Genomic DNA, 14,381 nt, shown 5'->3' on the forward strand with positions numbered 1-14,381 from the left:
GATGTTAGATAGAATACGGATATAAGGAGATTACTAGTATGGATATACAGAAATTTCAGCAGAAGCTCACAGAGGCCTGCGAGCTTGGCGAGAAAAATGGGAAAGTGCTGAAACCGGCACAGATAAAAGAATGTTTTGGGGAACTGGATCTGGATAAATCACAGCTGATCAAAATTTTACAGTATCTGAAATTAAAAGGCATTACGATTGAAGGCGCAGAGGTACTTGCGGCGGCGCCACAGGAAGAACATGAAGAGGAATCCGCACAGAGCGAAGAGAAAGTACCTTTAACACCGGAAGAGGAAGTTTATCTGAAAGAATATCTGGAAGGGTTAGAGGAACAGGAGCAGGGAACAAGAAGTGCTGAAGAGCTTTTTGCACTGCTTTCTCAGGGAGATGCTATGGCACAGGCAGAACTGTCACAGAAATATCTGCGCGCAGCAGCCGAAATGGCGGTTGAAATGAACTGTGAGGAGATTTTCATCGCTGATCTGATTCAGGAGGCAAATATCAGCCTTCTGATGGCTCTTGGAGAGGAAGGAGCGGCCCGGAAGGATGAAAACTGGCTGCTTGGACGTATCCGTGCGGGAATACGCAATGCGATCGAAGAACAGACACAGAGAAAGTTTGAAGACGATTATCTGGTGGCAAAGGTTGAAAAACTGGAATCAGCGGTACGTGAGCTCACAGAGGGTGACGATGATGAAAGTGCTAAGTTCAGCATAGAGGAACTGGCAATCATCCTTGATATGGATGTGGAAGAAATTCGTGATGTTTTACGCCTTACGGGAGATGATAAATAATATGATACCAGGGTCAAAAGGTCAAAAAGCTGTTCGTGCTTGCACGATAAAGCTTTTGAACTTGGGACCCGCCAAATATGAGGAAGTAGCGATTTACGCAGTAAATCAGCGGATTCCGAATATTTGAAGGATTGCGGGAGCAGCACAGCTGCGGAGCAATCCGTGATATCAAGTTAGGGTCAAAAAACCTTTTGACCCTAACATCATATTATGATGTTATATGAAAATGTTGGTATGCAAAAAAAATTAGCACACCAACATTTTTTTGCGTTTCCGCGTATTTCATAGTTGTAAAAGAATCTGAAAACCTGTATAATTGTATGTAAAATAATAAGATCTAAAAACAAATATGAAAAAACAGGAGGAAATGTTTTGAAAAAAACAATTCTTGTGATCGATGCGTGTGTCCGCAGGGAAGAATCCAGAACTAAAAAGCTTCTGGAAGCAGCACTGGATACAGTGAGAAAAGAACATCCAGACTGGAATCTGGAAATTCTGAATCTGATGGATCTTGACTTGATGTACTGGAAAACAGAGACATTAAAAGAGCGTGATGAGCTTCTGGCTAAAAAAGAATACGATGCACCTGTATTTAAATACGGAAACCAGTTCCGGGAAGCGGACGGGGTAATCGTGGCGGCACCTTTCTGGGATCTGAGCATTCCGGCGGTCCTGAAGGTTTATATTGAGAATATTTCCGCAGAAGGCATTACATTTGGATGTAACGAGAGTGGATTGTATGGCCTCTGCAAAGCGAAATGGCTACTTTTCCTTACTACCAGAGGAGGAATCTGGGCTGACAGCGATATGGAGCAGGGAAGCACTTATATGGAGGCACTGTGTAAGTTCTTTGGAATTGATGAATATGCGTGCGTCTATGCGGATGGAATTGATGTGCAGGAACTTGATGGAGAAGAGATTCTTCGTGAAGCGATAGAAGAGACAAAGGGAATATGTACGCGTCTTTCCTGCGAATGAATCAGTTATTTGTCAAAACATATCGTGGGTGGCGTGTGAACAGGAATGATATTACCGGGAACAACAACGGCATATAGGATAAGCGTATTAAATATAGGAATATAGAAAGTTGGTAAAATTAATAAAAGTAATAACAGAAATAAAAAGGAAAGAGAGGACAGGATATGGTTTATTCAGACAACGGAAGAGCATTTCACATTGATGTAGCACCGGGAGAGGTAGGCAAATACGTTCTTATGCCGGGAGATCCAAAGAGATGTGCGGCGATTGCCAAGTATTTTGATGATCCGGTACAGATTGCAGATAAGAGGGAATTTGTAACTTATACCGGCTATCTGGACGGAGAGAAAGTCAGCGTGACTTCTACCGGAATCGGCGGACCGTCCACTGCTATCGCTCTGGAAGAACTGGTACAGTGTGGGGCAGATACTTTTATCAGAGTCGGAACCTGCGGTGGAATGGATCTGAGCGTAAAAGGCGGTGATATTGTCGTTGCAACAGGATCTATCCGTATGGAAGGCACAAGCAAGGAATATGCACCGATTGAATTTCCGGCAGTGCCGAATCTGGAAATAGTGAATGCGTTGGTAGATTCTGCAAAAGAGATGGGATGTAATTACCATACAGGAGTGGTGCAGAGTAAAGACTCTTTCTATGGACAGCATTCCCCACAGACAAAACCGGTAAGCTATGAACTTGAGAATAAATGGGAAGCATGGATAAGACTTGGATGTCTTGCGTCAGAAATGGAATCAGCGGCGCTTTTCACAGTTGGTAATTATCTGAGAGTACGCTGTGGAGCAGCTTTTCTGGCGGTTGGCAATCAGGAGAGGGCAAAGAAAGGAATGGACAACCCGCAGTGCCACGACACAGACATGGCTGTGCGCGTGGGTGTGGGAGCGTTGAGACTTCTTATTGCTCAGGACCGTGCGAAATCCGATTGTCCCAGATAATTCCGGCAGCAACAAGAACGATACCGAGAAGCTTTTTAAGACTGATATTCTGGAACATCAGTGCATCAAAGAGAATGCCTGCGGTTAACTGACCGACCAGCAGGAGAATGGTGGATTCCATAACCTTGAGGTGAGAGAGTGTGATCATGGAAATAATAAATGCTACGATTCCGAATGCACCTCCAAGGTAAGCCCACCAGGGTGCCTGACTAAAAGAGTACAGATTTACGGAAAATCTGGAGGATACCAGCAGGAGTATAAAAGATAACACGCTGGCAACGATATAGTTAACAAGAGAACCATTATTTGTTCCCAGGTATTTGGTACAGCGGTAGTTGATCATTTTAGAAATGACGGTTGCACATCCGTTTACGAATGCCAGAGTAAGTACAAATGCCATGATAAAACTCCTTTCATGAAAGATTAATGATGATCAGACCGACTAAGATCAGAGCAAAGCAGGGAAGACGCTTCAGATTGAACGGAATCTTTGGAACGCCGAACCAGCCGAAGTGGTCGATCACTGCAGAGATCACAAGCTGTCCGGTGACGGAGAGACATGTCATTACGGAAACTCCGAGTGCTCCGATGCAGTAACTGGAAGTAACAACCAGAAAGATGCCAAAGAATCCGGCAGAATACAGGTACCATGGCATTCCGGAGATTTTTAATTTCTCATGGCAGTACAGTTTCATGTATAAGATCAGAAGGATACCGCCAACTGCATGAACGACAAGGCTCATGCCAAACATTCCCACATAATCTGTGAGCATACGGTTCAGACTGCCCATAGCAGACTGGCAGGCACCTGCAAACAGAGTAAAAAGTGCGTACATAAATAATTTCCTCCTCCTAAATAGTGGATGTTGTGAGAGTTTTGCTCATCAAAAGTTACCGGACACAAAGAGAACAGTTACCATCAAAACATCATATCACGCTATTATACAAGAAAAAAATAGCGCTTACCAGTTCTTTCGGACAAAATTTATTGATAATTATCGGTTGTTGTTATCGGAGGTCCATATTTTCTGCATCGCGAAGCGTGTTACTGAGAACGCAGTGAATAGTAACCTATATTATGGAAAAGCACACCTTTTGTCTAAAAAAGGGTGGAAATTCTGATAAAAGTACGTTACAATGGATATATTAAACCAAAATGTGGGTAAAACTCTCACTTTTCTGTTCAATAGTACTAGTGTAGTACAGATTGCAGAATGAAATTTTCAAGTACTTTTTAAAAGGAGAATTTAATTATATGAAAGCATGGGAGATGGCGCAGAATATTTTCTGGAACGCACAGCCTGTGATTCGAAGCGAAGAAGAGCAGACATGGACAGATAATGTAGATGTATCTGGTTTCTATGATGATAACCTGTCTCTTGACTGGGGCAGTAATGTACCGGGTTCAGGAGCACCGGAGAAAATCATGGTAGCTGCGGTTCAGGCTTTGGAGAACAGAGGATATCAGGTCAGTGAGAAAGGGTATCAGCTTTTGCAGGATGGACTTTTGGCACATGCAAAGAAAGATTTTGTGAAGCTTCATCAGATTTCAGCTTTACTTCGCAGAGAGCTGGCAAATGCGGTAAAAGATGATACATCACCATACTGGAATTACAGATATTATCACTCCTTTGAGGAGTATGAAGAGCAGGTTATTTTTCCGAAGGCGGTTACGGTAGACTGCACAACTTCGGAATTTGAAGAGAAAATTCACGCAGGGTGGCTTGCACAGCTGATTGGCGGCGCCATGGGAACTATGGTAGAAGGCTATACCAGCGAGAATTTAAAGAAAACTTTTGGAGATGTAAAAGAATTTTTAAGAGAACCCAATACATATAATGATGATATAACCTTTGAACTTGCATTTCTGGATGCATTTTCAAAAAAAGGATATGAGGTCACATCAGAGGATATTGCACTTGCCTGGGTAGGACTGATCCCGTGTGGATGGTCTGCCGAGGAGCTTGCTATCCGTAATATTAAGAATGGTATTTTTCCACCGGAGAGCGGTACACACTGCAATCCGTTTAATGAATGGATCGGAGCTCAGATGAGGGCCGGTGTATGTGGTATGACAGCACCGGGAAGACCTTATATTGCAGCGATGCTTGCGTGGCGTGACGGAGAAGTTTCCCATGCAAATAACGGGATTCTGGGAGAAGTTTTTAACGCAGTAATGACTTCGCTGGCGTTTGTGGATGACGATATCCGCAGTGTGGTGAGAACTTCTATACAGATGATTCCGAAAGACAGTGAATATTATTCGGTGATCTCTTACGCGTATGACTGCTGTATACGTTATGAGAACTGGCAGGATGCATTATATGCATGTATGGACAGATACAAAAAATATAACTGGATCCATGCGTACCCTAATGCGTGCTGTGAGATCATCGCATTAATATATGGAAACGGCGATTTTCGCAAGACGCTCCATATCATTACCATGTGTGGCGTTGATGTGGACTGCAATGCGGGAATGATCATGCCGCTTCTGGCAATTCAACAGGGAATGAAAGCCATTCCCCCTGAACTGATCCATCCGGCATTTTCCAGGCTGGACACCTATATGAGAGGAGAATACAGAACCATTTCTCTGCAGGACTTAGTTCAGGAAACAGTAAAGAGCGTTAAAAAGGCTGAACAGGCAAAAGGAAAAGGAGGAACTAAATAATGAAGAAAAAATTAGTAGCAGCAACTCTCACCGCATCAATGATCCTGTCCATGGGAGTAGCAACCGTACCGGTTATGGCAAAAGACGATGGTGAGCCATACAAAGTAGCACTTCTGCTTAACGGAACTCTGGGTGACAAATCTTTCTTTGACTCTGCAAATGCCGGAATGGAAGCACTGCAGGAAGAACTTGGAGAAGACAAGTTTACTTACAAAGTAGAGCAGATGGGAGCTACATCAGCAGATGAAGCAAAATGGGAGCCTACAATGTATGATTACTGTGATGATGGTTCTTATGATATGATTATCTGCGGTACTTATCAGATGCTGGATGCTCTTACAAATGCAGCGAATGATTATCCGGATCAGAAATTCATCTTCTTTGATGAAGCTTTTGATTACAGTGCAGGCGGTGAGGACAATGTATACAACGTAATGTACAAACAGAACGAAGTATCCTATCTTCTGGGCGCTATGGCTGCAATGATGACTACAGATGATTCTCTTGATATGATCGATCCTTCCAATAAGATCATCGGATTCCTTGGCGGTATGGACAACTCTGTTATCGAGGACTTCCTTGTTGGATATATCCAGGGTGCAAAGGATATCGATGAAGAAACACAGGTTGCTCTTGCTTATGTAGGTAACTTCTATGATTCTGCAGCAGGTAAGGATATGGCGCTTACTCAGTACCAGAATGGCGCAGACGTAGGATTCAACGTAGCAGGAAGTGCAGGTCTCGGACAGATCGAAGCCGCTGTAGATGCTAAGAGATATGCGTTTGGCGTTGACTCTGACCAGGCAGCAGTTCTTCCGGATTACGCAGCAAACATTCCTACATCTGCTCTTAAGAACGTAGGAAACTCTCTGGTACGTGCAATCAAAGAAGATATAGATGGCGAGCTTCCATACGGTACTCTTGAATATCTCGGACTTGCAGATGGCGGTGTTGAGCTTGTAGAAGACGAGCATTATGAAGAAGTAGTTCCGGAAGACATCCGTACAAAAGTAGAAGAACTGAAACAGGATATCATTGATGGTAAGATCACAGTTCCGACTACTCTTGGCGATGATGCAATGAGCCCGGATGATGTTCAGGCACTGATCGATTCTGCAAAATTAAGCTAAGGGCAAAAGTTTTTTTGACAATAACATCGTTGAACTGAATAATGAAAAAACGACCAGGCCTTGGGCCGGCAATATATTAGACTGTCTGATAATGGAGACACCAAATATATCAAGATGACAAGCAAAGGTGCGCGTCATGCTGTTTCGCATGATGCGCATTCTGTGTCTTGCAGTGAATGGTTTGCTTATAGTTCGTAAAGATGCAGATTACAAAGCCCTTGTCTGATACAAGGTTTTGGTCAAAGATGAGCAATGATATCAGGTTCCAAAAGCGTATCGTTCAAAAGTAAAGTTTTTGAGTTTTTTGAACCTGATATATGTGATAAATAAGAAACGAGGTGAACAGATTGGGTAATCAGACTGTATTACAGATGAACCACATTATGAAAATTTACGGTAATGGTGTGGTAGCCAATGAAGATGTATCCCTTGAGCTTCGTAAGGGGGAGATTCACGCGATGCTTGGAGAGAACGGTGCCGGTAAGAGTACGTTGATGAAGGTACTGTTCGGACTGGAAGCACCTGATCAGGGCGAGATTATTCTTAAGGGACAGCCGACAACGATCAAATCTCCACAGGATGCGATCAGCAAGGGGATCGGTATGGTCCATCAGCATTTCATGCTGGTACCTTCACTTACGGTTGCCGAGAACATTATCCTGGGAGTTGCGCCTAAGAAAGGCCTGTTCATTGATATGGACAAGGCAGTCAAGGCTGCAGAGGACATTGCGAAGGAATATAACTTTGACATTGATGTCCGTCAGAAGGTAGAGGAGATTCCGGTAGGTATCAAACAGAAAGTTGAGATTCTGAAAGCTCTTTACAGAGGTGCGGAGATTCTGATCCTGGATGAGCCGACAGCCGTACTGACTCCGCAGGAAACAGATGAGCTTTTCATTCAGTTAATGAAGCTGAGAGAGAAAGGACATACGATCATCTTTATTTCCCATAAGCTGGATGAAATCAAGAAGATCTGCGACCGTGCGACAATCATGAGAAACGGACGCAGCATGGGAACATACGATGTAAAGGATATTTCCACACAGGAGATGTCACGTCTGATGGTGGGAAGAGAAGTATCTCTGAAATTTGATAAGAAAGAACAGCACCTTACCGATGATGTATTTATGAGAGTCCGTAACCTGACTGTACATAATGCACAGGGTGTCTTGAAGGTAGACAATCTTTCCTTTGACCTGAAGGGCGGAGAAATCCTTGGCATCGCCGGAGTTGAGGGTAATGGACAGAGTGAACTGATTGATACACTGACAGGTCTTAATAAGAACTACAGTGGTGAAGTTAAAATCAAGGGTGAGGATATCACGAAGGATTCTATTGAGGATATCCGAGAACTGAAACTTGCACATATCCCTGAGGACCGTATGACTTCCGGATGCGCAGGAAACCTGAGCATCATGGAAAATATATTTTCCAACCAGTATAAGGATAAGAAATTCTCCGGAAGATTTCTGCTGAAACGTAAGGCAATGGAGCAGAGAAGCGATGAGCTGATCAAGGAGTATATGGTTAAATGTAAATCCAGAAAGCAGAACGTTGGAATGCTTTCCGGTGGAAATATTCAGAAGGTTATCGTTGCCAGAGAATTTTCTACAGGTCCGGATATCATTATTGCGAACCAGCCGACACGTGGTATTGACGTAGGCGCCGCTGCATTTATCAGAAAGAGACTTCTGGAGTTTAGAGATGCCGGATGTGCAGTTATCCTGATCTCAGCAGACCTTACAGAGATTTTCTCCCTGAGTGACAGACTTGCTGTTATGTATAAGGGCAAATTTGCCGGATTCTTTACAGACGTGGAGAATGTAACAGAGGACGAGCTTGGCCAGCATATGCTGGGTATCAAGCATGATGATGTACTGGAGGGAGTTTTATATGAATAGTGCAAAAAGATTTGATATGGTGAGGACCGTTTTTTCCGTCCTGATCGCACTTGCCATTTCTTTTGTGATTATCTTCCTGGTAAGTGATCAGCCGCTGGAGGCAATTAAATATTTGCTGATTGGTCCTTTTACAAACAAGAGAAGTATGGGTAACGTAGTGGAATCCATGATTCCGCTGATCTTCACAGGTACTGGTGTCTGCATTATGTTTTCTGCAAACCAGATCAACCTGGCAGGTGAGGGTGCATTCCACATCGGTGGTCTGATCGCTTCCTGTGTGGCTATCAAACTGACTGCCACTTTTGTATCTCCGTTTATGGCACTTCTTTGTGCCGGACTGGTAGGTGCACTGTTTACAGCAATCCCTGCTATTATGAAGATCACAACGACAGCATCTGAGATGGTTTCATCCCTGATGATCAACTATCTGGCGTTATATTTTGGAAACTATATGTTAAATAATGTAATCGGTGACCCGAAAGCGAGTGCTGCTTCTTATAAACTGGCAGACGCTGCAGAACTTCCGGTGCTGATTCAGGGAACTCGTGTACATTTAGGTTTTATCATTGCAATTGCAGTGGCTGTTCTTGGATATTTCTTCCTTTACAGAACAAAGACAGGATATGAACTCCGTCTTGCCGGTGAAAATGAAGAATTTGCAAGATACTCAGGAATCAGTATTGTGAAAGTTATCATGATCTCCCAGCTTCTGGGTGGTTTTGTTGCAGGTTTAGGCGGTGGTGTGGAAATGCTCAGCCCGATTTACGCAAGATTTACCTGGACTTCCCTGTTAGGATATGGATGGGATGCGATCATTATCTGTACACTTTCCAAAAAGAACCCATTGTATACACCTTTTGCAGCTTTGTTCCTTGCTTATCTGCGTACAGGAGCTTCTATCATGGCACGAAGAACAGACGTTACACTGGAGATCGTTCAGATCACACAGGGTATCATTATCCTGCTTGTAGTTGCTGAACAGTTCCTGAGCAAGTATAAACATAAGATCATTGCAAAAGAAGCAAAAGCAGCACTGAAAGATGAGGAGGCGGTATAGGTATGTGGAGTGCGATTTTATCCCCTGACTTTTTTTCAACGATTTTAAGATCGGCAACTCCGATCCTGTTTGCAACCCTGGCAGCCGCTATTGCAGCGAAAGCTGGAATCTGTAACATGGCTCTTGAGGGAATCATGCTGTTTTCTGCTCTGTTCGGAGTTATTTTTTCATCACTGACTCATAGCGCATGGCTGGGACTTCTGATCACTATGGTGATTGGCGGACTGATTGGTCTGATCCTTGCATTCTTTATCCTGAATCTGAAGACGGATGAGATTCTGGCAGCTATCGCTATTAACCTGACGGCGACTGGTGGAACTGTATTACTTTTGGTTGCAGTATCCGGAGACAGAGGTGTTTCTTCTTCTATCCGAAGTGTGTCTGCACCGTCAGTAGTGATTCCGTTTATTGAGAAGATTCCGTTTATCGGAAGTGTTCTTTCCGGACAGAATATTCTGACATGGTTTTCTATCCTGGCAGTGATCCTGCTTCATCTGTTTCTGTATAAAACACCTCTGGGACTTGCAATCCGTGCAGTTGGCGAGAATAAGAATGCAGCAGAATCCGTAGGTATCAGCTCAAGAAAGATTCAGTACATCGCACTGATCATCAGTGGTGTGCTGGCAGCGATGGGCGGTTTCTATCTGTCCGGTGGATATATGAATATGTTCACAAAGGATATGGCGGGCGGCCGAGGCTTTATTGCTCTGGCAGCAGCAAGCATGGGTGGAAATACTCCGATTGGTGGTTTCCTCGTATCCCTGCTCTTTGGTATTGCACAGGCGGTTGCAAACGTTATGCAGCTTACCTCCGTTATGCCATATGAAATTATCCTGATGGTACCTTATCTGACAACTCTGGTCGGACTTGGTGTTTACTATTATGGACAGAAAAAGAAAAAAGAGCGTCTGAGTGGTAAGTAAAAAGAAGAGTAATAAAGTAACAGGTGAAAATGTGTCGCCTGAATGCTTTAAGCAAGAAAATCCCTGCTTATATTGCGGTATGGCAATAAGCAGGGATGCTTGTATACGGGATACTTCAAAAATTTAGTTTTGCAAATTCCTCATCCGGAAGAATAGCGGATGGAGTTGACACAACAGCAGAGGAAACACGGTTTGCCTTTGCGATAGCATCATGTAAGCTGTCTCCATTTTTCAGACAGGCGATGACAGAGCCGATGTGTGAATCTCCTGCCCCGATGGTGTCTGCCTGAGTGGTTGGTACCGGCGGGACGATTTCTTCGGTAGTTCCGTCGAAATAATAGCAGCCTTTTTCGCCGAGGGTGATGATCACGGTGTTATGCGTCTTGCTATAGAGGTATGCACCGGCTTCTGAAACAGATGATTTCTGGCTGACTTCCAGTGCTTCTGTCTCATTAAGGTGCAGAATCGGTGAGAGGTTGTAAATGCGATTTACAAGAGCAGGATCAATGACAGTGAGTCGTGGTCCAGGGGCGAAGAAAACAGTAAGTTCTGGATTCTTTTCCAGGAACTCTACGACATTACTTCCGGTAGTTTCTTCAATTTCAAGACCACAGATGTATACAGAATCAATTTCTTCTGTATCAATAAGGTTAAACCAGTCTTTCTGGAAGAGATATTCTGCGCCATGATAGGAGATGAAGGTGCGTTCCCCGCTTTTCTCTACGAAACAGTAACAGCAGCCATTGTCCATGTCAGGAGACGGGATAGGGTTGGAGATTCCTTTTTTCTTTAATTCTTCTCTTACGAAATATCCGTAGACTCCTGTGCCTACAGGAGAAAAAAGAATGTAAGGAATCTGAAAGTGACGGACGGAATCAGATACATTATAAGCGCATCCGCCCAGAGACATATGCTGGCTGCGGACGTGGACATCTTCTCCGGTTGTGGGGAGAGAATCAACAAGATTTACAATAACATCTACAACAGTAGAACCAATAATCAGTGCTTTTTTCATGATGGAAAACTCCTTTTGGTGTAATTATGAGAAATATGCTACCACACATGGATTTTACTGGCAATATAGAAAGGGTGAATTTATGCAGAAAACAATTTTACTTCAGAGTGCAGGGATTCTGGATGAAGAAGCGAAATGCACACTGAAACAGAATGTTTATATTAAAGATGGAAAAATCTTCAGGATCGTTGCAGAGAATGAAGATGACCATTCTGTTGCGGCAGATGAGACGATTGACTGCAGCAGATATTTTGTAAGTCCGGGACTGGCAAATCTTCATACTCATACGGCTATGAATATTTTTAAGGGAATTGCAGAGGACGTAACTGCAGATGCCTGGTTTAATGAAATGATCTGGCCATATGAGAGCAAGATGACGGATGATGACGTTTATATCGGAACATTGATGGGAATCTCTGAGATGATCAATAATGGTGTGACTGTTTTTGCAGATCACTATTTCGGAGAGGAACAGGTTCTGAAAGCTGTAAAAGAGACAGGAATCCGCGGAGATCTGGCACCGACATTGTTTGGTATGACTCCTGGTTTTCACGAGCGTCTGGCGCAGGTAAAAGAATTTATTCTGGAGCATAGGAATGATTCAGATAAAATCGCATTTCATATGGGACCACATGCCAATTATACCTGCCCGTCACCGACTCTGAAAGAAATCATTGATGTGGCTAAGGAACTGGATCTGCCAATTCATCTTCATGTATCCGAAGAAGATGTACAGGTCGAGAAAGCCAGAAAAGAAACAGGGATGACACCGTTTGGAATTCTTCATGAGGCGGGCGGATTTGACTGTAAGGTGCTGATTGGACATGGACTGTGGATCGAAGAGGATGATCTGAAATATTTAAGAGATGATACCTGGTTTGCATTTTGTCCTAAGACTTACATGAAGCTGGCTTCTGGTAAGGGTGGATTCTTTGATCATTATAAGAAGTTAAACTATGGTTTTGGAACAGATGGAGCGGCAAGCTCTAATACGCTGAATCCGATGGAGCAGGCGAGACTTTTTGGACTGCTTGGAAAGTATCAGGACAGAAACTCTGCAGCATATACAGCTGAGGAAATCTGGAAACATCTGATGGCAAGCCACCAGGCATTTCCGTTTGGAAGCGGAAGAATGAAAGAGGGAGCACCGGCTGATCTGGTTATCTGGGATCTTTACCAGCCGGATACATTCCCATTCTACAATCCGATTTCATCGATCCTTTACAGCAGCAACAGTCAGAGTGTAAAATATACTATGGTAGCAGGTGAATTCCTGAAATATGATGGTAAGCTGAAAATGGATACAGATGCGCTGACAAAAGAAGCAATCCGTTTACAGAAAGATCTTCTGGCCAGAGGCAAGGGAAAAGCGGAAGTTACTTACTAAAATAAATATGTACTTCATGGCAGTGAAAAAATGTTCATGTTATGGAAAAATGATTGTTCATTTTATTTTTTGAAACATTTTAAATGCTGCTATAGAGATAAAAAACAAAAAAGGAGGAAATGACTATGTGTATTCCAACACCACACAACACTGCAAAGAAAGGTGACATTGCAAAGAAAGTTCTAATGCCGGGAGATCCGCTGCGTGCGAAATATATCGCAGAGACATACCTGGAGAATCCTGTATGCTTTAATACAGTAAGAAATATGTTTGGTTATACCGGAACATATAAAGGAGAGCAGGTATCCGTTATGGGCGGTGGAATGGGTATGCCGTCTATGGGTATTTACAGCTATGAGCTTTACAATTTCTATGATGTAGAGAAGATCATCCGTATCGGTTCTGCCGGTGCTTTACAGGATGATGTAAATGTAATGGATGTTGTAATCGCTATGAGCGCATGCACAGATTCTAATTATGGAAGCCAGTATCAGTTACCGGGAACTTTTGCGCCGACTGCAAGCTATAATCTGGTTGCGAGAGCAGTAGAGGTTGCAAAGGAACAGGGAACTCCGGTTCATGTAGGTACGGTTGTATCTTCTGATGTGTTCTATAGTGATAATCCGGAAACTTCTAAGGCATGGAGAAAAATGGGCGTTCTTTGCGCAGAGATGGAGTGCGCAGCGCTGTTTATGAATGCTGCAAGAGCTGGTAAGGAAGCGCTTGGTATTCTTACTATTTCTGACCATATGTTCAGAGAAGAAGCGATTTCTGCAGAGGCTCGCCAGACTTCCTTTAATAAGATGATGGAGATTGCGCTGGGAATCTAATCTAAGTGCAATGACAGTTAGAGTGACAGGAAAGCCCCTTGGCTGGTATGTGGTATATCAGACAGGGGGCTTTTTACAACATAATTAATCAAAATAAGTAGCGAAAGCAGATTGTGAACAGTAATAATGTGGGTGGTTAATGACGACTGTTCTCAAGAAGAATAATTGAAAGTTCTCTCATTTTGTGTTAAAATAAAAACAATATGGGAGGTATTTTGAATGCAAATTAGAAAATCGGCGGAGGATTATTTGGAGACAATTTTAGTGTTGTCTAAGCAGGGGGGCGGTGTTCGTTCCATTGATATTGCAACGATGCTTGGCGTATCGAAACCGAGTGTGAGTCATGCGATGAAGCTGTTACGTGAGGATGGTTATATTGCAATGGACCGTTATGGCACAGTGACACTTCTGGATAAAGGGGCACAGATTGCGACTCATATTTATGAGCGCCATACAGTATTAAGTAAAATGCTGGAGCATCTCGGAGTGAGTCCGGAGATTGCGAAAGAAGATGCGTGTAAGCTGGAACATGATCTGAGTGATGAGAGCTTTGCGAAGATAAAAGAGCACTTCCACAAGGTAATTGGGGAAGTTGAGTAGCAGATAAGAAAAACGATATGAAAAGTTGTCTGTGGAAAGATATCGTATGTTTTTAAATAATAAATCGGAAAGAAATCAATAAGAAACAGATTTCTTTCCGATTTTTATGTTTGTATTAAATGATGTAAAT

The 14,381-nt window shown here is 43.2% G+C and carries 14 protein-coding genes; 11 read left to right on the forward strand and 3 right to left on the reverse strand.

All coding sequences use genetic code 11. The annotated features are described in order from the left end of the window. Positions 1 to 38: 38 nt before the first annotated feature. From WKT11_RS08645 to udp, 3 genes are all read left to right on the forward strand, one after another. A complete protein-coding gene (locus WKT11_RS08645) occupies positions 39 to 803 on the forward strand; it encodes a hypothetical protein (protein WP_117677445.1) in 765 nt (254 codons plus the stop codon). A 372-nt stretch (positions 804 to 1,175) separates the two neighbouring features. After that, positions 1,176 to 1,781 (forward strand): NAD(P)H-dependent oxidoreductase, encoded by a 606-nt coding sequence (locus tag WKT11_RS08650; protein ID WP_181977733.1) that lies wholly within the window; start codon positions 1,176 to 1,178, stop codon positions 1,779 to 1,781. Positions 1,782 to 1,945: 164 nt separating this feature from the next. Then, the gene (gene udp / locus WKT11_RS08655) at positions 1,946 to 2,734 is read left to right on the forward strand and encodes a uridine phosphorylase (protein ID WP_117677447.1); all 789 of its coding nucleotides are present in this window, start codon (positions 1,946 to 1,948) and stop codon (positions 2,732 to 2,734) included. On the opposite strand, the gene WKT11_RS08660 is transcribed toward udp, so the two are convergent. Both WKT11_RS08660 and WKT11_RS08665 read right to left on the reverse strand, forming a co-directional pair. Beyond that, positions 2,694 to 3,134, reverse strand: a complete 441-nt coding sequence (locus WKT11_RS08660; RefSeq protein ID WP_117677448.1) for a DMT family transporter — start codon at positions 3,132 to 3,134, stop codon at positions 2,694 to 2,696. The two genes, udp and WKT11_RS08660, sit on opposite strands and share 41 nt — an antisense overlap. 13 nt (positions 3,135 to 3,147) lie before the next feature. Further along, positions 3,148 to 3,570, reverse strand: a complete 423-nt coding sequence (locus WKT11_RS08665; protein WP_117677449.1) for a DMT family transporter — start codon at positions 3,568 to 3,570, stop codon at positions 3,148 to 3,150. Positions 3,571 to 3,989: 419 nt separating this feature from the next. Between WKT11_RS08665 and WKT11_RS08670 the strand changes: the two genes are divergently transcribed. The 5 genes from WKT11_RS08670 to WKT11_RS08690 all read left to right on the forward strand — a co-directional run bounded on the left by WKT11_RS08670 (position 3,990) and on the right by WKT11_RS08690 (position 10,419). Further along, the gene (locus WKT11_RS08670) at positions 3,990 to 5,408 is read left to right on the forward strand and encodes an ADP-ribosylglycohydrolase family protein (RefSeq protein WP_118590755.1); all 1,419 of its coding nucleotides are present in this window, start codon (positions 3,990 to 3,992) and stop codon (positions 5,406 to 5,408) included. Beyond that, positions 5,408 to 6,538: a BMP family lipoprotein gene (locus WKT11_RS08675; RefSeq protein WP_118590757.1), complete on the forward strand. Its 1,131-nt coding sequence runs from the start codon at positions 5,408 to 5,410 to the stop codon at positions 6,536 to 6,538. The genes WKT11_RS08670 and WKT11_RS08675 overlap by 1 nt, the downstream gene beginning before the upstream one ends. Before the next feature lie 371 nt (positions 6,539 to 6,909). After that, entirely contained in the window at positions 6,910 to 8,439 is a 1,530-nt protein-coding gene (locus tag WKT11_RS08680) for an ATP-binding cassette domain-containing protein (RefSeq protein ID WP_207658825.1), read from the forward strand. Then, positions 8,432 to 9,496, forward strand: a complete 1,065-nt coding sequence (locus WKT11_RS08685) for an ABC transporter permease (protein ID WP_117677453.1) — start codon at positions 8,432 to 8,434, stop codon at positions 9,494 to 9,496. Before WKT11_RS08680 ends, WKT11_RS08685 begins: the two co-directional genes overlap by 8 nt. Before the next feature lie 2 nt (positions 9,497 to 9,498). Continuing rightward, positions 9,499 to 10,419 (forward strand): ABC transporter permease, encoded by a 921-nt coding sequence (locus WKT11_RS08690; RefSeq protein WP_117677454.1) that lies wholly within the window; start codon positions 9,499 to 9,501, stop codon positions 10,417 to 10,419. A 115-nt stretch (positions 10,420 to 10,534) separates the two neighbouring features. On the opposite strand, the gene WKT11_RS08695 is transcribed toward WKT11_RS08690, so the two are convergent. After that, positions 10,535 to 11,434 (reverse strand): PfkB family carbohydrate kinase, encoded by a 900-nt coding sequence (locus tag WKT11_RS08695; protein WP_117846267.1) that lies wholly within the window; start codon positions 11,432 to 11,434, stop codon positions 10,535 to 10,537. An 82-nt stretch (positions 11,435 to 11,516) separates the two neighbouring features. Here WKT11_RS08695 and WKT11_RS08700 point away from each other — a divergent pair, with 82 nt between their 5' ends. From WKT11_RS08700 to WKT11_RS08710, 3 genes are all read left to right on the forward strand, one after another. Beyond that, positions 11,517 to 12,821: an amidohydrolase family protein gene (locus WKT11_RS08700; RefSeq protein ID WP_117846273.1), complete on the forward strand. Its 1,305-nt coding sequence runs from the start codon at positions 11,517 to 11,519 to the stop codon at positions 12,819 to 12,821. 125 nt (positions 12,822 to 12,946) lie between these two features. Beyond that, the gene (gene deoD, locus WKT11_RS08705; protein WP_117677456.1) at positions 12,947 to 13,651 is read left to right on the forward strand and encodes a purine-nucleoside phosphorylase; all 705 of its coding nucleotides are present in this window, start codon (positions 12,947 to 12,949) and stop codon (positions 13,649 to 13,651) included. A gap of 219 nt (positions 13,652 to 13,870) precedes the next feature. Beyond that, entirely contained in the window at positions 13,871 to 14,251 is a 381-nt protein-coding gene (locus WKT11_RS08710) for a metal-dependent transcriptional regulator (protein ID WP_117677457.1), read from the forward strand. Positions 14,252 to 14,381 lie beyond the last annotated feature (130 nt).

It is taken from the genome of Blautia sp. HCN-1074 (genome assembly GCF_037890165.1).
In the GTDB taxonomy this organism is placed as follows: Bacteria; Bacillota; Clostridia; order Lachnospirales; family Lachnospiraceae; genus Blautia_A.

Excerpts from the sequence above, each read along its gene's own strand:
- WKT11_RS08660 (WP_117677448.1), bottom strand. The coding sequence starts at position 3,134 with ATGGCATTTGTACTTACTCTGGCATTCGTAAACGGATGTGCAACCGTC.
- WKT11_RS08690 (WP_117677454.1), top strand. The coding sequence starts at position 9,499 with ATGTGGAGTGCGATTTTATCCCCTGACTTTTTTTCAACGATTTTAAGA.
- WKT11_RS08670 (WP_118590755.1), top strand. The coding sequence starts at position 3,990 with ATGAAAGCATGGGAGATGGCGCAGAATATTTTCTGGAACGCACAGCCT.
- WKT11_RS08680 (WP_207658825.1), top strand. The coding sequence starts at position 6,910 with ATGAACCACATTATGAAAATTTACGGTAATGGTGTGGTAGCCAATGAA.
- WKT11_RS08695 (WP_117846267.1), bottom strand. The coding sequence starts at position 11,434 with ATGAAAAAAGCACTGATTATTGGTTCTACTGTTGTAGATGTTATTGTA.
- WKT11_RS08675 (WP_118590757.1), top strand. The coding sequence starts at position 5,408 with ATGAAGAAAAAATTAGTAGCAGCAACTCTCACCGCATCAATGATCCTG.
- WKT11_RS08645 (WP_117677445.1), top strand. The coding sequence starts at position 39 with ATGGATATACAGAAATTTCAGCAGAAGCTCACAGAGGCCTGCGAGCTT.
- WKT11_RS08700 (WP_117846273.1), top strand. The coding sequence starts at position 11,517 with ATGCAGAAAACAATTTTACTTCAGAGTGCAGGGATTCTGGATGAAGAA.
- WKT11_RS08685 (WP_117677453.1), top strand. The coding sequence starts at position 8,432 with ATGAATAGTGCAAAAAGATTTGATATGGTGAGGACCGTTTTTTCCGTC.
- WKT11_RS08710 (WP_117677457.1), top strand. The coding sequence starts at position 13,871 with ATGCAAATTAGAAAATCGGCGGAGGATTATTTGGAGACAATTTTAGTG.
- udp (WP_117677447.1), top strand. The coding sequence starts at position 1,946 with ATGGTTTATTCAGACAACGGAAGAGCATTTCACATTGATGTAGCACCG.
- WKT11_RS08665 (WP_117677449.1), bottom strand. The coding sequence starts at position 3,570 with ATGTACGCACTTTTTACTCTGTTTGCAGGTGCCTGCCAGTCTGCTATG.
- deoD (WP_117677456.1), top strand. The coding sequence starts at position 12,947 with ATGTGTATTCCAACACCACACAACACTGCAAAGAAAGGTGACATTGCA.